The organism is Mycolicibacterium stellerae (assembly GCF_003719305.1).
GTDB classification, from domain to species: Bacteria; Actinomycetota; Actinomycetes; order Mycobacteriales; family Mycobacteriaceae; genus Mycobacterium; species Mycobacterium stellerae.
The window spans coordinates 40739-66049 of sequence record NZ_RARC01000038.1 but is presented as its reverse complement, the minus strand read 5'-3'; the positions used below and the strand labels follow the sequence as shown (position 1 = coordinate 66049).

The window sequence follows — 25311 nt, the reverse complement described above, 5'->3', positions numbered from 1 at the left end:
TGTATCTGTGTCTGTAGCGCGGCCACCACCGCGTGCCACACCTCATCCTTCGTCGGAGGCGTCACACATGTATAAGACACCGCTTCCGACAGGGCCCGCCCGCCGATCCGAATGCACCGCCACCGCCACCGGCCGATCCGGCGGCACCCCCAGCCGCCGACCCCAATGCACCTCCCGCCGATCCGAATGCACCGCCACCGCCACCGCCACCGGAGCCCGGCCGTGTCGACAACGCCGCGGGCGGCTTTAGCTATGTGGTGCCCGCCGGCTGGAAGGTCTCCGACGCCAGACAGTTGTCCTACGGTCAGGCGCTGCTGACCAAGGAACAGCCCGGCGAGACCGCTCCGACGCCACCCGGACAGCAAGCCGCGCAGCCCGCGAACGACACCAGTGTGCTGCTGGGCAGGTTGGACATGAAGCTGTTCGCAGGAGCAGAGGCCGACAATGGCAAGGCGGCCACCCGGTTGGCCTCGGATATGGGCGAGTTCTTCATGCCGTTCCCCGGCACCCGGGTCAATCAGGAGAACGGGGCGCTCGGCACCGCCGAGATGCCCGGCGCTTTCTCCGCATACGACGTGAAGTTCACCGACGCCAACAAGCCGACCGGTCAGATCTGGGCAGGTGTGGTCGGCAATGCGACGCCTACGGTGGCACCCGGCCAGCCGTTGACTCCGCGTGGCCAGCGCAACGAGCGCTGGTTCGTGGTGTGGCTTGGCACCGCGACCAATCCGATCGACAAGGGCGCTGCGGCCACCCTCGCCAATTCGATTCGCCCGTGGGCTCCGCCTCCGCCGCCCGAACCGGATCCGAACGCGGCCCCGCCACCCGCAGATCCCAACGCGCCTCCCGCGGACCCGAACGCACCGCCCCCGCCTGAAGCTCCACCGGGGCGTGCGCCGGTGGGAGTCGGCGTTCCCGTCGATCCGGCCAACGCGCCGGGGATGATGCCCGCGGGCTGACCACACGCGAAAAACGGCCGACCCACATTCGGGTCGGCCGTTTTCGTTCGCCAAGAATTTTGATCTTGTTCGCGTCCAATACGACGGTCGAATCGTTACGCTTCGGGCGTATACCGGAGGTTGGCCCAGCGGTCGCGCTGGGCGCCGACAGGCAGGAGATCGCGGAATGGACGCCCTTGCAGCGACCGAGTTGCTCGCTCGATCAACAACACTGACCAGCGTCGGCTGGATTGGTTACATCATCATCGGCGCACTGGCCGGGTGGATCGCAGGCAAGATGGTCAAGGGCGGCGGCTCAGGCATTTTGATGAACATCGTGATCGGCATCGTCGGTGCGTTGATCGGCGGCTTCCTGCTGAGCTTCTTCCTCGACACTGCCGCAGGGGGTTGGTGGTTCACACTGTTCACCGCAATCCTGGGATCGGTGATCCTGTTGTGGATCGTCGGGATGGTGCAGCGCAAGAGTTAGGACAAATCGAGTCCGAACGTTCCTTACCCGTGATATTCGCGCGAGAATTCGACTGGTAAGGAACGTTCGTCGCGTATGAACAGCAGCAGCACGTCGATGACCGCATGGCAGGTTCGCAGCCCCGGTCCGATCACCATGCGTCCGCTGCAACGCGTCGCCGTTCCTGTGCCGTCACCGGCACCCGATGAGCTCCTGGTCGCCGTGCGGGCGTGCGGCGTGTGCCGCACCGATTTGCATGTTGCCGAGGGAGACCTGCCCGTACACCGGGCGAACGTCATACCGGGACACGAAATGGTCGCCGAGGTGGTGGCGCTCGGCTCGGACACCGGCGGCGAATTCGCTGTAGGTGACCGCGTCGGCGTCGCGTGGCTGCGCCACACCTGTGGCGAGTGCAAGTTCTGTACCAGCGGGCAGGAGAACCTGTGTCCGCGGTCGCGCTACACGGGTTGGGACGCCGACGGTGGATATGCCGAATTCGCCACGGTTCCAGCCGCATTCGCCCACCCGCTGCCTGCGGGGTACTCCGAAACCGAGCTGGCCCCGCTGTTGTGCGCGGGCATCATCGGCTATCGCTCCTTGCTGCGTGCCGATCTGCCGACAGGCGGGCGACTCGGGATCTACGGCTTCGGGGGCAGCGCGCACATCACCGCTCAGGTGGCATTGGCGCTGGGCGCCGAGGTGCATGTGATGACCCGCGGTGCGGATGCCCGCGAGTTGGCGCTCGCGCTCGGAGCGGCCTCAGCGCAGGGGGCCGACGAAACCCCGCCGGTGAAGCTGGATTCCGCCATATTGTTCGCGCCGGTCGGCCAGCTGGTGCTGCCCGCGCTCGAGGCGCTCGACCGCGGCGGCACGCTTGCCATCGCGGGCATCTACCTCAGTGACATCCCTGCGCTGAACTACGAACGGCATCTGTTCTTCGAGCGCCAGATTCGGTCGGTGACGTCCAACACCCGAAAGGACGCCCGCGAGTTTCTCGCGTTCGCGGGCAGCCATCGGATTGCCGTCACCACACCGGAGTATCCACTCGACCGTGCCGACGACGCTCTCGCCGACCTGGCCGCAGGACGCATCTCCGGCGCCGCGGTGCTGCGGCTGTAGCGGACCGATTACAGCGCTGCCAGTGCCGCGCCGAGACGACCCTCGAGATCGCCGCGGCCGTAGCGGTACATCGGCCCTGCACCATCGGCTAGCAACACCCGAAGCCGCGCGACTCCTCGCGGAGTGACCGGCCGCGGCGAGTGCAACCGCAGGGTGACCTCGTCGATTCGATCCTGTGCGGCGGTGATGTTGGGCACGTTCAACTCCATCCGCGACGACACCAGCGCGTTGCGGTTACGGGCGTCGTCGACCACACGCCGCAACGACCGGGCGATGGCCTCGCGCTCGTCGACCGATGTCAATCGTGCCGCGTGGATGGCGAGTGCACTTCCTTCGGGAGGACACACACCCACCGCGAGCATCCGGTCGAACTTGTTTGCCTTCAACAGCGCGATCACGCGCCTACCGAGCGGGGCGCGTTGAGCCTCGTCGCGCCGCATCGCGCCGTGAACCTGCGCCGATGAAAGGAAGCCGATCGAGATCCTGTTTGCGGTCATGGTGCCTGCCCTCTTTCCATCCGAATTGTGTCCAACTTGTGACTATCAAAAACGCTACACCGGTCATGCATGACTAGTCAAATTGATTTACCGGTCATGCAGCTCTAGACTGGGCAGATGTCGTCGACACCTCCGCATTGGCTCGGTGACGTCGAGTCCAAGCCGGCGCCCGAACCGCTGAACCGCGTTCAGGCGCTGGTCAATACCGTTGAGCTGCCCGAAGGCCCCGACCGGCTCGCCGATCCCGACGACGCCAGGCCGTGGCTGGTGGCCACCGGCCTGCTGGGGCCCGAATCGGATCTGCGACCTGACGACCTCGCGCTCGTGCGCGGCGTCCGAGAGGGTCTGCGCGCGATGCTTGTGCACAACTCAGGCGGACCGGCGCCGACGCCCAGCGCCTTCGCACCGCTGCGCGACGTCGCCACCGACAGCACAGCGCGCGCCGATATCGACGAGCGCGGCGAGATCCTGCTGACGGCGACCGGTGACTCGGTGCCCGCCCGGATGATCGAGCTGCTGCTGATCATCCGCGACGCGCAACGCGACGGGTCCTGGGCACGGCTCAAGGCGTGCGGAAACGACGAATGTCAGTGGGCGTTTTACGACCGATCCCGCAACCACGGCGGTACCTGGTGCGAAATGTCGTCGTGCGGAAACAAACTCAAGAACCGCGAGTTTCGCGCCCGCAAGCGCAGCGGGAAGTCAGGTTGACAGGTGGAACACCATGGCGGCCGCGAGTGCGCCCATTCCATTCAGGGACCAGTGCAGCGCGATCGGCGCGATCAGGCTGCCGCTGCGGCGGCGTAGCCAGGTGAAGACGAACCCGGCGACCGCGGTGGCCGCCACCGCCAGCACCACACCGGCCATAGTGCCGACCATGCCACCGCCGAAGATCCGGGTGAATCCGACATTGCTGCTGGTCAGGCCAAACGAGGTGGCGATATGCCAGAGGCCGAACAGCAGTGATCCTGCCGCCGCGACGCCTCGGAATCCCCATGCGCGGTTCAGCGCGCCGTGCAGCACACCGCGAAACGCCAGCTCCTCGGGAATCACCGTTTGCAGCGGGATGATGATCATCGACGCGATCAGCGCACCCGACACCGTGGCGTAGTTGTTGTTCATGAACATCGGCCTGGTCCACGGCAGTAACGCCCCGATCACGACGACGGTGGTCACGACGGCCACCGCAGCCAACGCATAGCCGGCGCCTGCCTTCCAGTGCTCGCGGCTCAGCCCGAGCTCAGACCAGCCAAGGCCACGCGACCGCACCAGTACCAAGAGGCCGACGGCCGCCGCGGGCACGGTGGCGATACTGGCCCACGGGGTCGTGAAGTGGGCGACGAGGTTGGTGATCGCCAACACCACCACAACCACTGCGATATCTATGTACGTGCGGAAATGGTGTAACGCGGCCAACTGAAGCACCGACGGGTGCGCGGCGGAAGCGTGCTGGGCCGGCGTGTCACACATAACCTACCCAGTCTACCCGCGCAGGCCATTTGCCGAGGTCGACGCCTACTCGTTGTCACCGCCGGTCGCCGCGGCGGCATCGAGGGTCGCGTCCACGTTCGCTCCGAGCGCGCCCGACCATACCCAGTCACGCACCTCAGGGATGTCGTCGCCGTGCTCGCGGGTGTACTCCCGAGCGGCGAGTCGCTTGTCGACCATCTGCTGACGCAGCGTCGCGCAGGTGGACTGCAAGAACGGCACGCGGTCGATGACATCGATGACGAGGTGATAGCGGTCGAGGTCGTTGAGCATCACCATGTCGAACGGGGTGGTCGTGGTGCCCTCCTCCTTGTATCCGCGAACGTGGATCCTGCCGGCATCCGTACGGCGATACGTGAGCCGGTGGATCAGCCACGGGTAACCGTGATAGGCGAAGATCACTGGCTTATCCGACGTGAAAATCATGTCGAATGCGCGGCCGGACAAACCGTGCGGATGCTCGGTGTCGTCCTGAAGGCGCATCAGGTCCACCACGTTGACGAACCTCACCAACAAGTCCGGCAGGTGCTGGCGCAACAGGTCGACGGCCGCGAGTGCCTCCAGGGTGGGAACATCGCCCGCCGCCGCAATGACCACGTCGGGATCCTCGCCGAGCGTCTCGTTGCCCGCCCACTCCCAGATCCCGAGGCCGCGCGTGCAGTGCGCGATCGCCTCGTCCATGGTGAGGAAGTTCGGGTGCGGTTGCTTACCCGCGACGACGACGTTGACATATTGGCGCGACCTCAGGCAATGGTCGTATGTGGAAAGCAATGTGTTGGCGTCTGGCGGGAGGTAGACGCGCACGACGGCGGCACTCTTGTTGACCACGTGGTCGATAAAGCCGGGATCCTGGTGGCTGAAGCCGTTGTGGTCCTGACGCCAGACATGGCTTGACAACAGGTAATTCAGGCTCGCTATCGGACGCCGCCACGGGATGCCGTTGGTGACCTTGAGCCACTTGGCGTGCTGGTTGAACATTGAGTCGATGATGTGGATGAAGGCCTCGTAGCAGTTGAACAGGCCGTGCCTGCCGGTCAGCAGGTAACCCTCCAGCCAGCCTTGGCACTGGTGTTCGGAGAGCATCTCCATCACACGGCCCGTACGGGCCAGGTGCTCGTCCACTTCTGGGCCGAAGAACTCGGCGTTCCACTGTTTGTCGGTCACGTCGAACACCGCCTGCAGCCGGTTTGACGCGGTCTCATCAGGCCCGAAGATGCGGAAGTTGCCGGGGTTGAGCCGGATCACCTCGGTGAGCCACGTCCCGAGCACCCGCGTCGCCTCGGCGGTCGACGCACCCGGCGCGGGCACGTCGACGCCGAAGGGCCGGAAGTCGGGCAGCCGTAGATCTTTGAGCAACAAGCCGCCGTTGGCGTGGGGGTTGTCACTCATCCGCAGCTGGCCCTGCGGCGCCAGCGCCGCGATCTCCGGGTCGAGTTTTCCGTCTGCGTCGAACAATTCGTCGGCGCGGTAGGACATCAGCCAGTCGGCGAGCACCTGCATGTGTTCGGGGGTATCGCGGGCGCTGGCGAGCGGGACCTGGTGGGCGCGCCACGACCCCGTTGTCTTCTTACCGTCGATGTAGTCCGGGCCGGTCCAACCCTTTGGCGTGCGGTAAACGATCATGGGCCATCGGGGTCGTCGCTCGTCGCCGGCCGCGGCAGCGGCTTTTATCTCAGCGATTTCGCCGAGCACCAGATCGATGAGGGCCGAGAACCGCCGATGTGCATCTGCGGCATCGTCGTGCTCGGCGACTTCGAAGAAATACGGGCTGTGGCCGTAGCCGACCATCAGGCTGCGCAGCTCGTCCTGCGAAATCCGATCCAGCACAGTGGGGTTGGCGATCTTGTAGCCATTGAGATGGAGGATCGGCAGGACCACCCCGTCGTTGACGGGATGCGTGAACTTGTTGGAATGCCAGCTGGTGGCCAGCGCCCCTGTCTCCGCCTCGCCATCGCCGACCACGGCAACCACAACGAGATCGGGATTGTCGAAAGCCGCGCCGTACGCATGCGAGAGCACGTATCCGAGCTCGCCGCCCTCGTGGATCGACCCCGGAGTTTCCGGCGCAACGTGCGACGGAATGCCGCCGGGGAACGAGAACTGCCGACAAAGCCTGCGCAGCCCTTCGTGGTCTCGGGTGATGTCCGAATAGATCTCGCTGTAGGTGCCGTCCAGATAGGCGTTGGCGACCAGACCCGGTCCGCCGTGGCCGGGACCCGTGAGATAGATGATCGACGTGCCGCGCTGGTTGATTGCGTGGTTCAAATGCGCGTAGATGAAGTTCAACCCCGGCGTCGTGCCCCAGTGCCCGAGTAGCCGCGGCTTGATGTCGTCACGCGCCAGTGGCCTGCGCAACAGCGGGTTGTCGAGCAGGTATATCTGGCTCACCGACAGATAGTTGGCGGCCCGCCACCACCCGTCGATCTGCCGGAGGGCCTCGTCGGAGAGATCTGCCGATGGCGAGAGGGCGTCTGTGCTCATGCCCCCATAATCGTCGCTGCGGATGAACAATGGGTGGGTGAGGTACGGCTGGCGGTGCCCGCAGCACCTGGCATTAACCTGACGGGCGTGCTGCTGGCGGAATTGCGGGTGCTCGATCTGTGTGACGGCGACGCCGACGCGGTGACCCGGCCTTTCGCCGACCTCGGCGCCGACGTCCTGAAGGTCGAACCGCCCCGCGGGAACGCGGGCCGCACGCAGCCGCCAAGCGTGGCAGGCGCCAGCGTTCCGTTCGCGTTGAACAACGCCAACAAGCGCGGTTGCGTGCTCGACCCCGACGACCCACCCGATCGTGATCGCTTCTTCGACCTGGTGGCGGACGCCGACATCGTGGTCGACAACGGCAACCCCGGCCGCGCGGCGGCGTTCGGCACATCGTGTGCGGAGTTGTTTCGCCGATATCCGCATCTGGTGGCGATGACGGTCACCGACTTCGGTGTCGACGGGCCAAGGGCGTCTTGGTGCGCCACCGACCCGGTGTTCTATGCCCTGTCCACGGCGCTGTCGCGTTCCGGGCCGACGACCGGACGTCCGGTGCTGCCGCCAAACGGCCTAGCCTCGGCCACCGCCGCGGTACAGGCGGCGTGGGCGGCGTTGGTCGCCTATTTCCACCGGCTGCGCTACGGCACAGGCGATTACGTCGACTTCTGCCGTCTCGAGGCGGTCGTGCAGTCACTGGATCCGCCGTTCGGATCCGAGGGGCAGGCGGCCGTCGGGCAGAAAAGGTCCAGCCAGCTGTGGCGGGGCAGACCGCGCAACCAGCAGATCTATCCGATATTCGCCTGTCGCGACGGACACGTCAGGGTTTGTCTGCTCTCGGCGCGGCAGTGGCGCGGCATGCGGTCGTGGCTCGGCGAACCCGAACAGTTCGCCGATCCGAAATTCGACACGATCGCAGGGAGGTACGGCGCATCGCGGGAAATCAACAAGCTGATCGCCGACCTGTTCGCCACGCAGACGATGGACGAGCTGGTGACGGCGGGGCAGTCCCGTGGCGTTCCGATCGCCGCGGTGCTCAGCCCCGCAGAAACCCTTACCTCCGAGCACTTTCGGGCGGTCGGCGCGCTCACCACCGCCGCCATCGCCGATGGCGTCGACGTCATGGTTCCGGTCGGCCCGTTCGTCGTCGACGGGTCGCACAGGGGCTATGCACGGCCGGCGCCCTCGGTGGGCCACGACGAGGTCAGCTGGCGCACACCGCGGGCCGAGCGGCCCCCGGTGTCAGACTCCGCGAGCGTGAATCGGTCGTTCGACGGCATGCGGGTTCTCGACCTCGGTGTGATCGTCGCGGGCGGCGAGCTCGGGCGCCTCTTCGCAGACCTCGGCGCCGAGGTGATCAAGATCGAGAGCGCCGCCTATCCGGACGGGCTGCGTCAAACCGCACCGGGGCAGGTGATGAGTCGGTCGTGGGCGCTGACTCACCGCAACGAGTACGGCCTCGGGCTGGACCTGCGCAGCAGCGAAGGCGCCGCCATCTTTTCCCGGCTGGTGGCGGACGCCGACGCGGTCTTCGCCAACTTCAAGCCTGGAACGCTTGCCGCCCTTGGTTTTCCGTATGAGAAGCTGTGCGAGCTGAATCCTCGGATTGTGCTGGCGGAAAGCAGCGCGTTCGGCGCGTCAGGGCCGTGGAGCGCCCGTATGGGTTACGGCCCTCTGGTCAGGGCAACGACCGGAATCACCAAGTTGTGGACCGCCGAAGACGACCAGGACTTCTACGACGCCACGACGATCTTCCCCGACCACGTCGTCGCGCGGATCACCGCGATCGCGGCTCTGGCGTCGCTGATCGGCCGTGAGCAGGCCGGAACCGGTGCACACGTTCACATCTCGCAAGCCGAGGCCGCCGTCAACGTACTCGCCGCACACTACGCGACCGATGCCGCCCGAACCGCGGAACTGCCGGTCGGCGACGACACCGCCGTGCATGGCGTGTACGCATGCGCGGGGGAGGACGAATGGTGTGTGATCTCGCTGCGCACCGCCGCGGATCGGCTGGCGCTGGCCGCCGCGATGGGTGCATCGACGCTGCCCGACGACCGCGGCGACCTGGTGGATGCGGTGTCGGCGTGGACGTCCCGAATGGACAAGGGCGCCATCGCAGATGTGCTTCAACGCGCCGGTGTACCCGCCGCACCGATGAACCGTGCCGCCGACGTGCTGACCGATCCCGTACTCGTGCACCGGAAGTTGCTGACCGATATGGTGCATCCGCTGTTCGACGATCCGATGCCGACGGAGACGGGGCCTGCGCGGTTCGCACACATCCCGCGTGCTGAACTGCGGCCGGCCCCGATGCCCGGCGAACACACCCGCGAGATCTGTCAGAAGCTGCTCTCCCTCGACACCGAGGAGATCGACCGGCTGATCGCCGACGGAGTCCTGTTCACCTCCAACGCACCAAGGACCCAGTCATGACATCACCCAGGACGCCGGTGCTGATCGGCTTCGGACAGGTCAACCAGCGCGACGAGGACGCCACCGTCGAACCGATCGACCTGATGGCCGCGGCGGCCCGGTCGGCAGCAGAGCCAAAGGTGTTGGGAGCCGTCGACTCGATACGGGTCGTGAACATCCTGTCGTGGCGCTACCGCGACCCCGGCAGGCTGCTCGCACAGCGCATCCGGGCCGACGATGCGGCCACCCGGTACACCGGCGTCGGCGGCAATGTGCCACAGACGCTGGTCAACCAGGCCTGCCTGGACATCCAGGAAGGACGGGCCGACCTCGTCGTGATCGCGGGCGCCGAAACCTTCCGCACCCGAACGCGATTGCGCAACCGAGGGGTCAAGCCGGACTGGACGAGCGAAGGCGATTCCGTGCCGTACGCAGACGGCGCTAACGAAGGGGAGCCGCTCATCGGGCCTGCGGAGATCAGAATCAAACTCGACCGCGCCCCGTATTTCTATGCCATGTTCGAGCAGGCGTTGCGGATCGAGGCGGGGGAGTCGTCGGACGCGCACCGCAGGCGCATCGGCGAACTGTGGTCGCAGTTCAGCGCGGTCGCGGCTGACAACCCGTACGCATGGAGCCGAAAAGCGCTGTCGGCCGAGGAGATCTGGCAACCGAGCGCCGACAACCGGATGGTCAGCTGGCCTTACCCCAAGCTGATGAACTCCAACAACATGGTCGATCAGGGCGCGGCCATCATCCTGGCCTCGGCCGAGAAGGCTGCTGATCTGCAGATCCCCACGGAGCGTTGGGTTTTCCCGTACGCGGGCACAGACGCGCACGACACGTACGCGATCGGTGAACGCCTGCAGCTGCACCGGTCACCCGCAATCAGGATCGCGGGCCGGCGGGTGCTCGAGCTCGCCGGTGTCGGCCTCGGCGACATCGACCACGTCGACCTCTACTCCTGCTTTCCTTCGGCGGTCCAGGTGGCAGCCACTGAGCTGGGCCTTGTCGGCGACCCGCGGCCGCTTACGGTGACCGGTGGCCTCACCTTCGCCGGCGGCCCGTGGAACAACTACGTCACGCATTCGATCGCCACGATGGCCGAACGGTTGATCGCCAACCCCGGTGAGCGTGGCCTGATCTCCGCCAACGGCGGTTGGCTCACCAAGCACAGTTTCGGGGTGTACGGAACGACACCTCCTGAGCACGAATTCCGTTGGCAAGACGTGCAATCCGCTGTCGACGCCGAACCGACCAGAAAGGCCGAGGTGGAGTGGGCCGGGGTCGGCACTGTCGAGGCATGGACGACGCCGTTCGACCGCGACGGTTCCGCGGAGAAAGCCTTCGTGGCGGTGCGCACGCCGGAGGACTCGCGAACGCTCGCCGTGATCACCGATGCCGCGGAAGCGGATGCGACGGTACGCGAGGACATCGCGGGGGCGAAGGTGCAGGTCCACGCCGACGGCACCGCCAACCTCGAGTGAACGGACACGCCGACGCTAGGGCGCGTCGACCGGTACTTCTGTGTACTGCGGCAGGTATCCGTCCGCGCTGAACGTGAAGCCCTTACCGCTTTCCTCGCTGAGGCAGGACACCCCGGTTTCTTCTTGAACGTTGCACCGGAATCGCGCAACGATCAGTGTCCGGTTGAACGGCAGATCATTCGCCGGACCACCCACCATCGTGAACCCGGGTTGGTCCAACACCGCGAAATGGCTGTCGCCCGCAGGCTCGATGACGATCGCGTTCGGCGTGGCCTCGCCGCCCGCCCCGTCGGGAACCGTGTCCGGCGCGTCCGCAATGCCAAGGGCGCCTCGCGCGGACTGACAGCCCGCCATGACGCGCGGCAGGATCGCGCACTGCCAGCGGCCGCTGGGCGTGGTGAAGTAGTAGGCGGCTTGGTCGTTCGGATGCGCCACATAGTCGAAGGCGTTGGCCAGGTGGGTGTTGTTAACGGGCGGCAGTTCTGGCGTCGCGACGGTATCGGCTGGATCCGTCGGCCTCGGCTCGTCGGTATTGACCACCGTTGGACCCGAGCAGCCCGTGACGGCCCAAAGTGTCGTCGAGATCAAAGTGATGGCACGCATTGCGGTCAACAGCGTGCCGGAGCCTCATTTCGACGGATCAACCGGGGTCACAAACTCCCTGAGCCTGCGAGCGTTGCGCACCGCGTGCCCGCCGAGATCGTTGTTGAAGTACACGTCCACCCGCTTGCCCTCCTGCCGCCACGCCATCAGACGGTCGGCCCAGTGACGCAACTCCTCGTCGGAATACGAGCCCGTGTAGAGCGAGGCCGGCTCGGGTCCGTGCATACGGAGGTAGACAAGGTTGCCGGTCGCCCGCGGTACGCAGACCATCCCGGCGCCGCTCATCACGACGTAAGCGGCCCCGTGTCGCTCCAGCATCGAGAACACCGCAGGGTCGTTCCACGAAGGATGCCGCAGCTCCAGCGCCACGGGAATCGACGGCGGCATCACGCCAAGGAAGTGGTCGAGCCGCGCGTCGTCACGTTCCATGGCGGGATGCAGTTGGACCAGCAGTGCTTCCGCGCGTGGGCCGAGCGCCTTCCAGCACCGCTCGAACCGCTCGACCCACGGCTCCGGCGACTTAAGCCTGCGGAAGTGGGTCAGCCCGCGATGTGCCTTGACCGACATTGTGAAGCCGTCCGGCAGACGCTGCCGCCAGCCCGTGAAGGCGGAATCGCGCGGCCAGCGATAGAAGCTCGCGTTGAGTTCGACGGTGTCGAACGCACCGACATAGTGGGCCAACCGCTTAGCTGCAGGCAGCCCCTGCGGATACAGCACGTCGGTCCAGTGGTCGTAGGACCACCCCGAGGTCCCGATCCGGATCATTGGCAGTGGCTTACCCGACGGGTGGAGACGAAAACGTCACTTCGGCGGCAGTGATTTGGCGTAGTCGACTCCGCGAGCAACCCAGGGCTGCAGCTGCCGTTTGGTCCTGATGCCGTCGACGGAGACCCGCAGCCAGCCGCGGGTCTCCCGGCCGGCCATCACCATCGGTTCCACGTGGTCGCGCGCGAGCAGCTTCTCCGTCTCGTCGGGCGGCACCCGGACCATCAGCCCGCCGCGGCCGCTGGCCGCCACCGACATGTTGCCGTTGATCAGAAAAGCCAGCCCGCCGAACATGCGTTTCTCCTCGATGCCCTTCTGCGGGCCCAGGAGTTCGCGGATGCGGTTGGCGAGCTCTTCGTCATATGCCATGTGGGCTGCTCATCCCTGCTGAGAATTCGGTGCCCATCCGAGTCTAGGTCCGAGCTTGTCGGCCAGGTCGCCGATGATTTGCGTGTAGTCGTCGGGGCCGAAGGTGAAGGGCAGCGCGATCGCCATTTCGTCGGCGCGCTGAAAGCCCGCATGCTCGAAAAGACGATCGGCCAGTTCGTCAGATGGCCCGACGTAGTCCGGAGAGAACAGCATGCCGCGCGGGCCCTGCGGTGTCTTGGTGCGCTCGAAGCGGCCCGCGGCGTAGTCGCGGTAACGGCGGATCTGATCGTCGGTCGCGGAGTCGGTGGGAATCACCACGAGACCCTGCGACACCCGCGCCCGGTCCGGATGGAGATGATGCGCTCTGAAGGCGTCGATCTGCTCGCCCTGAATGGTTGCGAAGTCACGCGATTCGGTGCCATCGATGCTGACGACAGAACTGGTCAGGTAGTTGATCCCCTGTTCGGCCGCCCAGATAGCCGACTCCAGGCCACCGCCATACCAGACGCGGTCGGCGAGACCCGGTGAGTGGGGCTGGATCCGGTCGGTGAACTGTTCGATGCCGACAGTCCCAGCGAAGTCGCTGACTGGCTCGCCGCGAAGATTACGCAGCAGCCGCAGCACCCGCTCCTTCGAGAAATTTTCCAGCTCATGGGTTTCGGGATACAGCGCCGTCTTGTAGTGCTCGTAGAGCATCGGGGTGCCGACCGAAACGCCTGGGTTGACGCGACCCCCGGACAGGATGTCGACAGTGGCCAGATCTTCTGCGAGCCGAAAGGGGTTCTCCAAACCCAGCGGAATGACGGCGGTGCCGAGTTCGATGCGGCTGGTCCGCTGGCTGGCTGCGGCCATGATCGCCACCGGTGACGAGATCCCCGGCTGGAGATGACGGTCGCGAAGCCAAACGCTGTCGAAGCCGAGAGCCTCGGCGCGCTCGATGACCTGAAGCGTCTCCTCGATGCCGGGACCTGGATCGGCCGCGTCGAACCGTCCGATCGTCAGGAAGCCGAGCTTGCGCAACGGCTCACCGCGTCGTGGCATCTACCGGCCCTCCTCATGGCGCGAGCTGGGGGTACCTCCCGCTTGCGAGCGTGCGTGTCTGTACGCGACACACCGTGTCAGACCGTACAAACGCGCACGCTCGCAGGATATTTCGGCTACGCCGCCGCGGTGACCGTATCGGCGGCCGGTTCCAGCGCCTGTGCCACGATCTCGGCGACGTCGGTCATCGGCCGCACCTCGAGGGCCTCGAGCACCTCGGCCGGGACGTCGTCCAGGTCGGGCTCGTTGCGCTGCGGGATGAAAACCGTTGACAGACCTGCGCGTTGGGCGGCCAGCAACTTTTGCTTGACCCCGCCGATGGGCAGCACTCGACCGTTCAGCGTCACCTCACCAGTCATGCCGACGTCCCCGCGAACCTGTCGTCCGGTGGCCATCGACACCAAGGCCGTGACCATGGTGACGCCCGCCGAGGGACCGTCCTTGGGCACCGCGCCCGCAGGCACGTGCACGTGGATCTGCCGGTCCAGCGCCTTGGGGTCGACCCCCAGCTGCTCGGCGTGCGCCCGGACGTAGGAGAGCGCGATCTGCGCGGACTCCTTCATCACGTCGCCCAGTTGACCGGTCAGCTTCAGGCCCGGCTCCCCGTCGTTGCCGTTGGCCTCGATGTAGAGCACGTCGCCACCCAATCCGGTGACGGCAAGGCCCGTCGCCACGCCGGGCACCGCGGTGCGCTCGTTCGACTCCGGGGTGAACCGCGGGCGGCCCAGATAGCTGACGAGGTCCGGCTCGTCGATGGTCAGCGCGCTGTCCGAGTCCGCCAGCTTGGTGGTGGCCTTGCGCAGTGCCTTCGCCAACAGCCGCTCGAACTGCCGCACACCCGGTTCGCGGGTGTAGTCGGCGGCGATCTTGCGCAGCGCGTCGTCGGTCACCGCGACCTCGTCGGCCGTCAGCGCCGCCCGTTCACGCTGCCGGGGCAGCAGGAAGTCGCGGGCGATGGCCACCTTGTCGTCCTCGGTGTAGCCGTCGATGGCCACCAACTCCATCCGGTCCAGAAGCGCTGACGGGATGTTCTCGATGACGTTGGCCGTCGCCAGGAACACCACATCGGACAGGTCCAGATCCAGATCGAGGTAGTGATCGCGGAACGTGTGGTTCTGCGCGGGGTCGAGCACCTCGAGCAGTGCAGCACTCGGGTCGCCGCGATAGTCCGAGCCGACCTTGTCGATCTCGTCGAGCAGCAGGACGGGGTTCATCGACCCCGCCTCGCCGATGGCGCGAACGATTCGGCCCGGCAGCGCACCGACATAGGTGCGCCGGTGTCCGCGGATCTCGGCCTCGTCGCGCACGCCGCCCAAGGCAACGCGAACGAACTTGCGGCCCAACGCGCGTGCGACGCTCTCACCGAGCGACGTCTTGCCGACGCCTGGGGGACCGGCCAGCACCATCACGGCACCCGAGCCGCGGCCGCCAACGACGGCCATGCCCCGCTGCGTCCGGCGGGCACGCACCGCCAGGTATTCGACGATGCGGTCCTTGACGTCCTCGAGCCCGTGGTGATCGGCGTCAAGGACTGCTCTGGCGAGCGTCAGGTCCGTCGAATCCTCGGTCGTGACGTGCCACGGCAGGTCGAGCACGGTGTCCAGCCAGGTACGGATCCAGCCGCCCTCGGGGCTCTGCTCGCTCGAGCGTTCCAGCTTGCCGACCTCGCGAAGCGCAGCCTCGCGAACCTTCTCAGGCAGGTCGGCCGCCTCGATGCGGGCCCGGTAGTCGTCGGAACCGTCGGGCTCGCCCTCGCCGAGCTCCTTGCGGATGGCGGCCAGCTGCTGACGCAGCAGGAATTCCTTCTGCGTCTTCTCCATGCCGTCGCGGACGTCCTCGGCGATCTTGTCGTTGACCTCCACCTCGGCGAGGTGGGTACTGGTCCAGTCGATCAGCGCGCGAAGGCGTTCGGCCACGTCGGGCGTCTCCAGCAGCTGGCGCTTCTGCACGTCGGTCAGATACGACGCGTAACCCGCCGTGTCCGCCAGCTGCGACGGATCGGTCAGCTTGTTGACGAAGTCGATGATCTGCCACGCCTCACGCCGTTGCAGCATCGCCAGCAGCAGCTTCTTGTACTCTGCGGCCAGCGCGCGGGTCTCGGCGGTCGGCTCGGGGTCTTCGACCTCGGTCACCTCGACCCACAGCGCCGCACCGGGGCCGGTCGTGCCGGTACCGATGTGGGCACGACGTTCGCCGCGGATCACCGCTGCCGAGCCGCCGCTGCCTGCGACGCGTCCGACCTGAACGATCGACGCAAGGACGCCGTAGGTCGGGTAGCGGTCGTCGAGCCGCGGGGCGATCAGCAGTTTGCCATTCTCGCTGGCCTGCGCGGCGTCCACTGCGGTACGGGCGGCGTCATCCAGCTCGATGGGCACCACCATCGTGGGCAGCACGATCGGCTCGCTGACAAACACCACCGGCACTGAGATTGCTTCAGGCATTCGATCCTCCAAAGTTAAGCCTGATGCACTCAACCCTGTGCCGGGCTCCTTTGTTCCCAGCGGGCCGGGCGTGGGTCGCGGTGCCCGGCAGTCCTCTGGCAGCGTTGCGGACATGACTGATATCGATATCCCGGCCGTCGTCGCCATCACCGGAGCCAGCAGCGGCATCGGGGAGGCGACCGCACGCCACCTCGCCGCGCGAGGAGCCCGCGTGGTCATCGGCGCCCGTCGGACGGACCGGCTCGAGATGTTGGCAGACGAATTGCGCGCCGACGGTGCCGAGGTGGCGACGGCCGTGCTCGACGTGTCCCGCCGGGCGGACCTCGATCGGCTGGTGCAGACCGCCGTCGACCGGTTCGGGCGACTCGACGTGCTGGTGAGCAATGCCGGCGTCAGCGCGCTCGGTCCAATGGCCGACGGTGACGTCGACGGCTGGTCGGCGATGATCGACGTCAACCTGCGCGGCGTGTTGAACGGGATTGCCGCCGCGATGCCGGTGTTCCGGAGCCAGGGCAACGGTCATTTCGTGACGACCGTGTCGACGGCCGGCCTGAAGATCGTTCCGGAGATGGCTGTCTACGCGGCCACCAAGAACGCCGTCAGGACCGTGATGGAGGCGCTGCGGCAAGAGTCCACCGACGGCGTCATCCGAACCACCTCGGTCTCGCCGGGATTCGTCCGCACCGAGCTAAGCGACTCGATCGCCGACCCTGACACGCGTGCCTGGGCGCGTTCCAAGATGGACGCGATCGGCCTTGACCCGGACGCGGTCGCGCGGGCCATCGCGTTCGCGATCGAACAGCCACGTGACGTCGAGATCGGCGAAATCGTCATCCGCCCAACTGTTCAGGACTAGGCGCATAACAGTGAGCCTGCCGCCAGGGGTAGCGACAGGCTCACTGGAGAGAGGTGCTGTTACGCGGAGGTGGGGGACGCGCCAAGCACCCGTTGGAGATCGGGCTTCATCTGCTCGAGCTGCTGCCCCCAGTAGCCCCAGCTGTGCGTTCCGCTCGTTGGGAAGTTGAACACCCCGTTCTGGCCACCTGCGGCGACATAGTTGTCCCGGAAGGTGGTATTGGTACGCAGTGTGAAGCCCTCGAGGAACTGCGCCGCCATCAGGTTGCCGCCCGAGTCGCCCGTGTCGAGATCCGCTGGCGTCCCGTTGCCGCAGTAGATCCAGATCCGGGTGTTGTTCGCGACCAGCTGGTTGATGTTGACCATCGGGTCATTACGCTTCCAGGCCGGATCGGAAGACGGGCCCCACATGCTTTCGGCGTTGTAGCCGCCGGCGTCGTTCATCGCAAGGCCGATCAGCATCGGCCACCAACCCTCGGACGGGTTGAGGAAGCCCGACAGCGACGCCGCGTAGATGAACTTCTGCGGGTAGTAGATCGAGTAGGTAAGCGCGGTGGCGCCGCCCATCGAGATGCCGACCACGGCGTTGCCGTTCTGCGAAACACCCTGGTTGGCCTCAAGGGACGCCGGGAGCTCCTGGGTCAGGAACGTCTCCCACTTGTAGGTGTAGTCCTGACCGTTGCCCTGCGACGGCTGGTACCAGTCGGTGTAGAAGCTCGACTGGCCGCCGACCGGCATCACCGTCGACAACCCCGAGCCGTAGTACCACTCGAACGCCGGGGTCTCGATGTCCCAGCCGTTGTAATCGTCCTGGGCGCGCAGGCCGTCGAGCAGGTACACCGCATGCGGTCCGCCGCCCTGGAACTGCACCCGGATGTTGCGATTCATCGACTGGGAGAACACGTCCAGATACTCGACGGGCAGGCCGGGACGGGAGAAGGCACCCGCTGTCGCCGACCCCCCGGCGTATCCGATCAGCCCCGGAAGGGCAGCCGCCACAAGTGCGCTCGCCGCCACCCGGCGCATCCACTTACCTCGAAACTTCTCAATCCACTTCATAACGGCAACAAACCCACCTTTCCAATTACCTGCTGCCAAGCAATTGCCATTTCGCTTTGCGTGGCGCAAGTGAAACATCTGCCTCATACGTCACATGCGCACCAACACGGTGTTCGGATATCGCGAATGGCTAACGATTGCGACTCGGCGCGGACTCGAGGACCTGAGCAGCGAAGACGAGCGGCCGAGGCGGCGCGTTACCCGCCTACCTGCCAGCGCCCGGACAGTTGCGTGACATGGCGCGGCGCCAGCTCCGCCAAACTGGTCACTCCGAGTAGCCGCATGGTGCGCGCGACCTGCTCGGACAGGATCGTGATGGCGCGGTCCACACCGGCCTCGCCGCCCGCCATCAGACCGTAGAGGTAGGCGCGACCGACCAGGGTGAACCTCGCTCCGAGGGCGACGGCGGCGACGATGTCGGCGCCGGACATGATCCCGGTGTCCAGCACGATCTCGGTGTCGGCACCGACTTCACGGGCGACGGTGGGCAGCAGATGAAACGGCACAGGCGCGCGGTCGAGTTGGCGGCCGCCGTGGTTGGACAGCACGATGCCGTCGACCCCCAGATCAACCACTGACTTCGCGTCTTCCAACGTCTGGATTCCCTTGACCACCAACTTGTTTGGCCACTGCGATTTGATCCAGGCCAGGTCGTCGAACGTCACGGTGGGATCGAACATCGTGTCCAGGTATTCGGCGACCGTTCCCGGCCACCGATCCAGCGAAGCGAACGACAGGGGTTCGGTCGACAGCAGGTCGAACCACCACCGCGGGTGGGGCACCGCATCGAGCACGGTGCGCAGGGTCAGGGCGGGCGGTATCGACATCCCGTTGCGCGTGTCGCGGAGCCGCGCACCCGCGACCGGCACATCGACCGTCACGAGCAAGGTGTCGAACCCGGCGGCCGCTGCGCGCTCGACCAACGCCATCGACCGCTCCCGGTCCTTCCACATGTACAGCTGAAACCAATTGCGGCCGCTAGGATTTGCGGCTCTGACCTCTTCGATCGACCTGGTGCCCAGCGTCGAAAGGGAGAAGGGGATACCGGCCCTGGCCGCCGCACGCGCACCCGCGACCTCACCCTCGGTCTGCATCAAGCGCGTGAACCCCGTCGGGGCGATGCCGAATGGCTGCGCGACGCGCCCACCGAGAACATCCCAACCGGTGTCGATCTCGGCGACATTGCGCAGAATCGTCGGATGAAACTGGATTTCGCGGAAGGCCTGCCGCGCCCTCGCTAGCGACAACTCCTCCTCTGCGGCGCCATCGGTGTAGTCGAACGCGGCTTTGGGCGTGCGCCGCTTGGCAATTCGCCGTAGATCGGCGATTGTCAGCGCATCGGCCAGCCTGCGCGCGGTCAGATTCAGTGTCGGCTTCTTGAACTGGATCAGCGGAGCCAGGTCGCGGGGCTTGGGTATCCTGCGGTCCATCGATACTCCTAGTCGGCCGCCGCCGAGGTCGCGCGCCGCACATCGGCCCGCCGGTCTTCGATTGACCGGCCGATATCCTGCAGCAGCACGGGCTTTTTCGCGACGAGTTCCTCGATGTGCTCGCGCTCCAACTGAAGCGCGGTGACCTCGTCGAGTGCGTACGCCGACGCGGAAACCGGCTCCCTCGTCAGCGCGGTCTGGCCGAGGAAGTCGCCCTCCTCCAGCGTCCGCACCGGGATGACCGAGCCATCCTCACCGTTGGCTACCAGGCGGACCCTGCCGTTGACGATGAACGTCATCCGCTTGGGTACCTGGCCCGCAGTCTGGATGTATTCGTCTGCGCCATAACGGATGAGCTGAGCCCGGGTGAGCAGTTCCTCCTGCTCGGCGTGGGTCAGCCGTAGGGTGGGCGCGATGATGGCCAGCGAAGCGTTGACCCGCTCGGAGGTGGCGAATTCGTCTTCCGCCTCGTCGAGATGGAGGCCGGCGCGCCGCGACGCGTACCAGACCCAGCGCAGGAACGTCACCTTGGCGGCGAAGTCGTCGGCAGGTGTGCGCACCGGTATCGACGTGGTGTACTTCAGACCTCCTCCGGCGAAGCTCGACGGTGCGGCATCGGGCCGCAACTGCGGTAGAGATGCCGCGACGCGGTTCAGCATCCGGCACACGTCATCGGGCGGATCGTCGACGGAGAACACCGTCGCGACCGAGAGCGAGTGACTGCCGGGCGGTCTGCTGAAGTTGGTGAACGATGCGGCGGCAAGCACCGAGTTCGGCATGATCTGTAAGCCGCTGCCCGTGTCGATATGCGTTGCGCGCCAGTTGACCTCCACCACCCGCCCGCGTGCCGTCGGCGTTTCGATCCAATCGCCGATCTGAAACGGCTGCTCGAACAGGACGAGCAGACCGGAGATGATCTGGCCCACCGAGTTCTGCAGCGCCAGACCGAGCACGATCGACGAGATGCCGAGCGCGGTGAACAAGCCGCCGACGTTGGCACCCCAGATGTAGGCCAGGATCAACGCGATTCCGACGGCGATCAGGGCAAAGCGCGCCACATCGAGAAAGATCGTCGGGATGCGGTTGCGCCAGGTGCCTTCGGGTGCACCCTGGAAGACGGTGGCGTTCAACCCCGACAGCAGCAGGACGAGCACGACGACGAAGAACACCGTCGATACGATGCGCACCGGGGTCGCCTCGCCGGAAATCTGAATGGCCCCGACCAGCAGGAGCAACAGTGCGCCGAGCGGAAGAATGTAGGTACGCAGCAGGTGAACCGGCCGCACCAGGAAACTGTTCCTGCGCCGCAACGCATTCTGCAGTTCGGTGAGCACGACAAGGGCGATGGGGAAGCCGACGGCCACCCCGACGGCCCAGTAGAACCACGGTGCGTCGAGGACGCTGCTCACGGCTCGCGCTCCGTCAATCGCCAGATCGGCTCGGCGTCGGCCTCGCCGCTGACTTCGCCTGCCGGGCTGAAGTCACGGGTGTCGCGCATCACGTCGTACACCCGTGACGTGACATAGACGCCGGGCTGCGGTGAGCCGCTCTGAACCTGGTAGGCGACGTTGACCGCCGACCCCCACATGTCGTAGGCCAAGGTCGCGCGGCCGACCAGGCCGCTGGTGACGGTGCCGGTGTCGATGCCCGCGCGCAAGTGCAGCTCGTTGCCGGTTTCGACGTTGAACCGATCGATGACGCGCTGCATTTCGATCGCGAAGTCCACCGTGCGACGGACATTGTCGAGCCGCGGCACGCTCAGGCCGCAGCTGGCGAGGTAGCCGTTGTGCAGGGTCCGCACCTGCTCGACACCGAGATTCTCTGCGGCAGCGTCGAATTGGCGGGTGAGCTTGTTCACGATCGCCAGAAGATCGTCGGAGCTGAGCTCGGACGTGAGCTCGTCGAGGCCGATGATGTCGGCGTAGACGACAGTTACGTTCTGGTGGTCCTGGGCGATCGTCTCCTCACCCTCGCGATAGCGCTGGACCACCGGCTCGGGCATCAGGGACAGCATGATTCGGTCGTTCTCACGACGCTGTTCGGCGAGCAGTTCTTCCTTGATCGCCAGGTTGCGGCTCATGTCGTTGAACGCCACGGTCAGGTCGCCGAACTCGTCACGGGTGCGCACGGGCAGCGTCACCTTGTAGTCGCCGGAGCTGATCTGTTGGGCTCCCGCCTCGAGACGGCGGATCGGCCGCACGAACAGCCGCGCGAGGAGCATCGCGGCGAGACAGACAACGAAGATGATCGCGGCGGTGGACAGCACCAGCGTCCTGGTGAAGGCCGAGACCGGGGCGAAGGCCTCCGAGGTGTCGATCTTGGCGATCACCGACCAGTTCAGGCCCGGCAGGTCGACCGGCGCATAGGCCTGCAGCGACTCGTGACCGAGATAGTCGCGGTCGACCAGCGTTCCGTCCTGGCCGCGTTTCGCGAGCCGGGTCGCTTCGGTTTCGACCGGTTGCACCAGCGTGGTTCCACCCTGGCGGATCGACGTCTCGGCGACATCGGGCGGTGTGCCCGCATCGATCACATCGCGTTTGAACTGTTCGGGGTTTTCCAGGAACATCCGCGAGTCGGATCGCATCAGACCGTCCGGGCCGACCAGGAATGTCTCGCCGGTCTGACCCATGCCCGCGGCTTCCCACTTCTTGTCGGCCGTCATCAGCCGGTTGATCTTGGAGATCGGGAACTGCAGCGCCAGTGCACCTTCCACGCGTCCGCCCTGACCGACGGGGGACACCATCCACGCGGTGGGCTCGTCGGCGGGCTGATACTCACCGAAGTCGGTGATGGCGACGTAGTCCACGGCGTTGGATGCCAGCGCCTTCTCGTAGGCGTCGCGCAGTTCGCCCTCGCGGTAGGGGCCGGTGAGGATGTTGGTGCCGAGGTCGACACCCTTGTACGCGGAGTAGACGACGTTGCCCCTGGTATCCAGCAGCATCGCATCCTCGAACTCGAAGCGCTTGACGATGGCCCGGAAGAAGTCGTTGAACTCGGCGTTGGCCGCCGACCACGGGCTGCCGTCGCGCGCGTCGTCGAACGCGATCGCCTTGTCCCAGTCGTCGAACGGCGCGGTGTAATAGGCCTGCAGGTATTTCTGCGCGTTCGAGGTCGGGAGCAGCGCGGAGACGTCCATACGATTGCCGGTCTGGTCTTCCTCCGACGTCGCGAACTGGGTGTTGTAGTAATCCACCAGCGACTGCCATTGCGCCGGGTTGATCGTCGCGTCATTGAGTTGGTCGAAGCCGGCCGTGAAGGCGCGGACCGCTTCGGTGGTGGTGGCACCGCGGGTATATATGACGAGCGAATTCTTCAGGTCGGAGAACTGCCCCTCCAATTGGCGCGCCTGTGAGCCTCGGATCTCGGTAAGGCTGTCAAACACCGAAGCACGCAGTGACGAACGTCCGGACTGGTAGCCGATGACGCCCACCACCGCGGCCGACAGAACGCTCGTCACCAGCAGCATCGCCAACAACTTGGACTGAATACTGATCCGGGACAGCACTCGGCGACGAAAACTCCGAGGTATGGGCGCAGGCGCGGGTGGAGCCGGGCTATCGGATTCATTTGTCATCGTCATTGAAACCCGAAGACTAGCTTGCGAAACTTGCAGACGAAATGAATGTGGGCAAATCGTTGTCTATGAATCCGACCGATCCATTCGGCCTTCAGCGCTTTGTCGACGCACAGAGTCGGGTTTACGACACGGTGGTCGACGAGCTTCGCGGTGGGCGCAAACGAAGTCACTGGATGTGGTTTGTGTTTCCGCAACTTGCCGGGCTGGGCAGCAGCCCGACGGCGGTCCGATTCGCGATCACGTCGATCGACGAGGCCCGCGCCTACCTTGCCCACGAACTGCTCGGCTCCCGACTACGGGAATGCGCAGGTTTGGTGGCTCGGATCGACGGCAGAACGGCCGAGCAGATCTTCGGCTGGCCCGACGACATGAAACTGCGGTCGTCGATGACGCTGTTCGCCCGCGCCGCCGACGACAACGCTGAGTTCGTGGCGGTTCTGGAGAAGTTCTACGGCGGCCACGAGGATCCGGCGACGCTGGCGCGGCTGACCTGAAGTCAGGTCGGCGCGATGATCAGCCAGCCGTGCGGCTCGATCTCGGCGCCGGAGACGACGTCCTCTGGTGGCGCACCCGAACCGGCGACGATTCGGCCCTCGTCGTGCCCGAATTCATTCAGCGACAACGTCATCGGGGCATCGTCTATGTTGAGGGCAACCAACAGCACATCCGAATCGCGCCGCGTCTGGTAGACGTACTGCGTGTTCGTCAGCTGGACCGCCGACGTTGCGGCGGTGTGCAACCACGGATGGCGTCGACGCAACCCGATCAGGTACTGATGCAGGCGGTAGATGTCGTGGCCCTGTTCGTCCACCCCCATCAGGGGCGAGTTGAATTCGGGCCGCACGGCGTCGTCGCCGCCGACGCGCTCCTCTTTGACGCCGCGGTAGGCCGACTCGTCACCCGCGTAAACGCTCGGCGTGCCGCCCACCGTGAGAAGGAGGACGAGCGCGTGCTCGAGATGCCGGGTGTTCTCCAGCTTGCTGGCGATCCTCGTGACGTCATGGTTGCCGACGAACGTCATGGGGACGAAGACGTCGAGAAAGTCGTTGTGGCGCTGCAGCGCATGGTCGAGCTCGTGGAAGTTGCCGTCGTTGAGGCTGCTCCAGATCGCCTTCCACAGTTCGTACTGGGTGACCGAGTTGACCCCGGCATCGCGGACGTGCGCCGAGTAGTCCCCGTGGATGACTTCGCCGACGAACCATGCGTCACCGAAGTCCGCCCGGACCCGCGGCAGCACCTGCGCCCAAAACCGGTCGGGAACGGCGTAGGCGGCGTCGAGGCGCCAGCCGTCGGCGCCACGGCGCAGCCAGCGCGTCATCACATCGACGGTGTAGTCGACGACCTCGGGGTTGTCATGGTCCAGCGCGATGAGCTCGCCGTGTCCCTCGAACGTTGCGAACTCACTGCCGGTTCGGCGGAACCACGACGCGTCCTGCCCGGCGAGCGCGTCGCGGTAGCGGGGGAAGTCGGTCCCGACATGGTTGAAGACACCGTCGAGGAGGACCCGCAATCCACGGCGGTGCGCCTCGGTGACAAGTTCGTCGAAGTCCGCGTCGTCACCGAGCCTCGGGTCGATCCGGTGGTGGTCGGTGGTGTCGTAGCCGTGGGTTCTTGAGGCGAATATCGGGCCGAGCGCGATTCCCGAGGCCCCGAGTTCGACGGCGTAGTCGAGCCATTCGATGATGCGGCGCAGCCGGTGTTCGTCGGCGTTCGGCGGCCGGTCAGAGGGAAAGGCGCCGACGAAGCCGAGCGGATAGACCTGCCACCAGATCGCGTGCTGGACCCATTGGGGATCGTTCATGCGCGGAACTTCGTCTCGTAGAGCGACTTCATCGTGTCGGCGTACGCGGGAGCGGGCCCGTCGACGACTACCCCCGGCGCGACAGCGTTGATCGGCAACGTCGCCACCGGGGGCGGCGGGGCCCCCCATTCGGCGAGCCACTGGGTCAGCTGGGCACTCGAGGTGGCGTACGCGATGCGGCCGAGCCCGACCCAGGCATGCGCGGCGGCGCACATCGGGCAGTGCTCACCGGAGGTGTAGACGGTGGCGCCCGCGCGTTCGGCTGGCATCAGGTTGGCCGCCGCCCAGCGCGCGATGGCGAATTCGGGATGCTGGGTGGCGTCGCCGCCGGAGACGCGGTTGCGATCTTCGAACAGTGTCTGGCCTGCGGCGTCGACGAGGATCGAGCCGAACGGCTCGTCACCGTCGTCGAGCGCCGTGCGCGCGAGTTCGACGCAGCGGCCGAGACGGTCGAGGTCGTCGTCGCTGATGGCCACACGCGG

The 25311-nt window shown here is 66.1% G+C and carries 21 protein-coding genes and 1 pseudogene; 8 read left to right on the top strand and 14 right to left on the bottom strand.

What is annotated here, in order from left to right; genetic code table 11:
• The 3 genes and pseudogenes from D6M19_RS30350 to D6M19_RS30340 all read left to right on the top strand — a co-directional run.
• Positions 1-959 (top strand): annotated as a pseudogene (locus D6M19_RS30350) (APA family fibronectin-binding glycoprotein); the annotation flags it as partial.
• A gap of 166 nt (positions 960-1125) precedes the next feature.
• Positions 1126-1428, top strand: coding sequence for a GlsB/YeaQ/YmgE family stress response membrane protein (locus tag D6M19_RS30345; RefSeq protein WP_123028999.1), 303 nt, complete (start codon positions 1126-1128; stop codon positions 1426-1428).
• 96 nt (positions 1429-1524) lie between these two features.
• Positions 1525-2526, top strand: a complete 1002-nt coding sequence (locus D6M19_RS30340) for a zinc-binding alcohol dehydrogenase family protein (RefSeq protein WP_123029009.1) — start codon at positions 1525-1527, stop codon at positions 2524-2526.
• Positions 2527-2534: 8 nt separating this feature from the next.
• Here D6M19_RS30340 and D6M19_RS30335 read toward each other — a convergent pair whose 3' ends face one another.
• Entirely contained in the window at positions 2535-3023 is a 489-nt protein-coding gene (locus D6M19_RS30335) for a hypothetical protein (RefSeq protein ID WP_327389833.1), read from the bottom strand.
• 117 nt (positions 3024-3140) lie between these two features.
• Here D6M19_RS30335 and D6M19_RS30330 point away from each other — a divergent pair, with 117 nt between their 5' ends.
• Positions 3141-3734, top strand: a complete 594-nt coding sequence (locus tag D6M19_RS30330; RefSeq protein WP_123028998.1) for a CGNR zinc finger domain-containing protein — start codon at positions 3141-3143, stop codon at positions 3732-3734.
• On the opposite strand, the gene D6M19_RS30325 is transcribed toward D6M19_RS30330, so the two are convergent.
• A complete protein-coding gene (locus D6M19_RS30325; protein WP_123028997.1) occupies positions 3726-4493 on the bottom strand; it encodes a CPBP family intramembrane glutamic endopeptidase in 768 nt (255 codons plus the stop codon). The genes D6M19_RS30330 and D6M19_RS30325 overlap by 9 nt on opposite strands.
• A 45-nt stretch (positions 4494-4538) precedes the next feature.
• A complete protein-coding gene (locus D6M19_RS30320; RefSeq protein ID WP_123028996.1) occupies positions 4539-6992 on the bottom strand; it encodes a phosphoketolase family protein in 2454 nt (817 codons plus the stop codon).
• Positions 6993-7064: 72 nt separating this feature from the next.
• Between D6M19_RS30320 and D6M19_RS30315 the strand changes: the two genes are divergently transcribed.
• Positions 7065-9425 (top strand): CoA transferase, encoded by a 2361-nt coding sequence (locus D6M19_RS30315; protein ID WP_407665424.1) that lies wholly within the window; start codon positions 7065-7067, stop codon positions 9423-9425.
• The gene (locus D6M19_RS30310) at positions 9422-10888 is read left to right on the top strand and encodes an acetyl-CoA acetyltransferase (protein ID WP_123028995.1); all 1467 of its coding nucleotides are present in this window, start codon (positions 9422-9424) and stop codon (positions 10886-10888) included. Before D6M19_RS30315 ends, D6M19_RS30310 begins: the two co-directional genes overlap by 4 nt.
• A gap of 15 nt (positions 10889-10903) precedes the next feature.
• Here D6M19_RS30310 and D6M19_RS30305 read toward each other — a convergent pair whose 3' ends face one another.
• From D6M19_RS30305 to lon, 5 genes are all read right to left on the bottom strand, one after another.
• Complete coding sequence (locus D6M19_RS30305) at positions 10904-11491, bottom strand: hypothetical protein (protein ID WP_123028994.1); 588 nt, start codon at positions 11489-11491, stop codon at positions 10904-10906.
• 24 nt (positions 11492-11515) lie between these two features.
• Entirely contained in the window at positions 11516-12256 is a 741-nt protein-coding gene (locus D6M19_RS30300; protein WP_123028993.1) for a DUF72 domain-containing protein, read from the bottom strand.
• 36 nt (positions 12257-12292) lie between these two features.
• Complete coding sequence (locus tag D6M19_RS30295; RefSeq protein ID WP_123028992.1) at positions 12293-12625, bottom strand: TfoX/Sxy family protein; 333 nt, start codon at positions 12623-12625, stop codon at positions 12293-12295.
• 9 nt (positions 12626-12634) lie between these two features.
• On the bottom strand, positions 12635-13666 hold the full coding sequence (locus D6M19_RS30290) for an LLM class flavin-dependent oxidoreductase (RefSeq protein WP_164478769.1): 1032 nt from the start codon (positions 13664-13666) through the stop codon (positions 12635-12637).
• Between the two features lie 116 nt (positions 13667-13782).
• On the bottom strand, positions 13783-16107 hold the full coding sequence (gene lon, locus D6M19_RS30285; protein WP_206428677.1) for an endopeptidase La: 2325 nt from the start codon (positions 16105-16107) through the stop codon (positions 13783-13785).
• Between the two features lie 112 nt (positions 16108-16219).
• On the opposite strand from lon, the gene D6M19_RS30280 reads away from it, so the two are divergent.
• Positions 16220-16963: an SDR family oxidoreductase gene (locus D6M19_RS30280; RefSeq protein WP_123028990.1), complete on the top strand. Its 744-nt coding sequence runs from the start codon at positions 16220-16222 to the stop codon at positions 16961-16963.
• A 59-nt stretch (positions 16964-17022) separates the two neighbouring features.
• Here D6M19_RS30280 and D6M19_RS30275 read toward each other — a convergent pair whose 3' ends face one another.
• From D6M19_RS30275 to D6M19_RS30260, 4 genes are all read right to left on the bottom strand, one after another.
• On the bottom strand, positions 17023-18021 hold the full coding sequence (locus D6M19_RS30275) for an esterase family protein (RefSeq protein WP_123028989.1): 999 nt from the start codon (positions 18019-18021) through the stop codon (positions 17023-17025).
• A gap of 197 nt (positions 18022-18218) precedes the next feature.
• On the bottom strand, positions 18219-19451 hold the full coding sequence (locus tag D6M19_RS30270) for an alpha-hydroxy acid oxidase (protein WP_123028988.1): 1233 nt from the start codon (positions 19449-19451) through the stop codon (positions 18219-18221).
• Positions 19452-19459: 8 nt separating this feature from the next.
• Positions 19460-20860 (bottom strand): mechanosensitive ion channel domain-containing protein, encoded by a 1401-nt coding sequence (locus tag D6M19_RS30265; RefSeq protein WP_123028987.1) that lies wholly within the window; start codon positions 20858-20860, stop codon positions 19460-19462.
• Positions 20857-23025: an adenylate/guanylate cyclase domain-containing protein gene (locus tag D6M19_RS30260; protein WP_234835121.1), complete on the bottom strand. Its 2169-nt coding sequence runs from the start codon at positions 23023-23025 to the stop codon at positions 20857-20859. The genes D6M19_RS30265 and D6M19_RS30260 overlap by 4 nt, the downstream gene beginning before the upstream one ends.
• A 68-nt stretch (positions 23026-23093) precedes the next feature.
• On the opposite strand from D6M19_RS30260, the gene D6M19_RS30255 reads away from it, so the two are divergent.
• Positions 23094-23522 (top strand): DUF1810 domain-containing protein, encoded by a 429-nt coding sequence (locus D6M19_RS30255; RefSeq protein ID WP_123028986.1) that lies wholly within the window; start codon positions 23094-23096, stop codon positions 23520-23522.
• A gap of 2 nt (positions 23523-23524) precedes the next feature.
• On the opposite strand, the gene D6M19_RS30250 is transcribed toward D6M19_RS30255, so the two are convergent.
• A complete protein-coding gene (locus D6M19_RS30250; RefSeq protein ID WP_123028985.1) occupies positions 23525-24829 on the bottom strand; it encodes an alpha-amylase family protein in 1305 nt (434 codons plus the stop codon).
• Positions 24826-25305 carry a nucleoside deaminase gene (locus tag D6M19_RS30245; RefSeq protein WP_123028984.1) on the bottom strand — a complete coding sequence of 160 codons (480 nt, stop codon included), beginning with the start codon at positions 25303-25305 and terminating at the stop codon, positions 24826-24828. The genes D6M19_RS30250 and D6M19_RS30245 overlap by 4 nt, the downstream gene beginning before the upstream one ends.
• Positions 25306-25311 lie beyond the last annotated feature (6 nt).

Coding starts and splice junctions, on each gene's coding strand:
- lon (WP_206428677.1), bottom strand. CDS start 16,107: ATGCCTGAAGCAATCTCAGTGCCGGTGGTGTTTGTCAGCGAGCCGATC.
- D6M19_RS30305 (WP_123028994.1), bottom strand. CDS start 11,491: ATGCGTGCCATCACTTTGATCTCGACGACACTTTGGGCCGTCACGGGC.
- D6M19_RS30255 (WP_123028986.1), top strand. CDS start 23,094: ATGAATCCGACCGATCCATTCGGCCTTCAGCGCTTTGTCGACGCACAG.
- D6M19_RS30290 (WP_164478769.1), bottom strand. CDS start 13,666: ATGCCACGACGCGGTGAGCCGTTGCGCAAGCTCGGCTTCCTGACGATC.
- D6M19_RS30345 (WP_123028999.1), top strand. CDS start 1,126: ATGGACGCCCTTGCAGCGACCGAGTTGCTCGCTCGATCAACAACACTG.
- D6M19_RS30320 (WP_123028996.1), bottom strand. CDS start 6,992: ATGAGCACAGACGCCCTCTCGCCATCGGCAGATCTCTCCGACGAGGCC.
- D6M19_RS30295 (WP_123028992.1), bottom strand. CDS start 12,625: ATGGCATATGACGAAGAGCTCGCCAACCGCATCCGCGAACTCCTGGGC.
- D6M19_RS30340 (WP_123029009.1), top strand. CDS start 1,525: ATGACCGCATGGCAGGTTCGCAGCCCCGGTCCGATCACCATGCGTCCG.
- D6M19_RS30325 (WP_123028997.1), bottom strand. CDS start 4,493: ATGTGTGACACGCCGGCCCAGCACGCTTCCGCCGCGCACCCGTCGGTG.
- D6M19_RS30250 (WP_123028985.1), bottom strand. CDS start 24,829: ATGAACGATCCCCAATGGGTCCAGCACGCGATCTGGTGGCAGGTCTAT.
- D6M19_RS30300 (WP_123028993.1), bottom strand. CDS start 12,256: ATGATCCGGATCGGGACCTCGGGGTGGTCCTACGACCACTGGACCGAC.
- D6M19_RS30310 (WP_123028995.1), top strand. CDS start 9,422: ATGACATCACCCAGGACGCCGGTGCTGATCGGCTTCGGACAGGTCAAC.
- D6M19_RS30270 (WP_123028988.1), bottom strand. CDS start 19,451: ATGGACCGCAGGATACCCAAGCCCCGCGACCTGGCTCCGCTGATCCAG.
- D6M19_RS30330 (WP_123028998.1), top strand. CDS start 3,141: ATGTCGTCGACACCTCCGCATTGGCTCGGTGACGTCGAGTCCAAGCCG.
- D6M19_RS30335 (WP_327389833.1), bottom strand. CDS start 3,023: ATGACCGCAAACAGGATCTCGATCGGCTTCCTTTCATCGGCGCAGGTT.
- D6M19_RS30275 (WP_123028989.1), bottom strand. CDS start 18,021: ATGAAGTGGATTGAGAAGTTTCGAGGTAAGTGGATGCGCCGGGTGGCG.
- D6M19_RS30260 (WP_234835121.1), bottom strand. CDS start 23,025: ATGACAAATGAATCCGATAGCCCGGCTCCACCCGCGCCTGCGCCCATA.
- D6M19_RS30280 (WP_123028990.1), top strand. CDS start 16,220: ATGACTGATATCGATATCCCGGCCGTCGTCGCCATCACCGGAGCCAGC.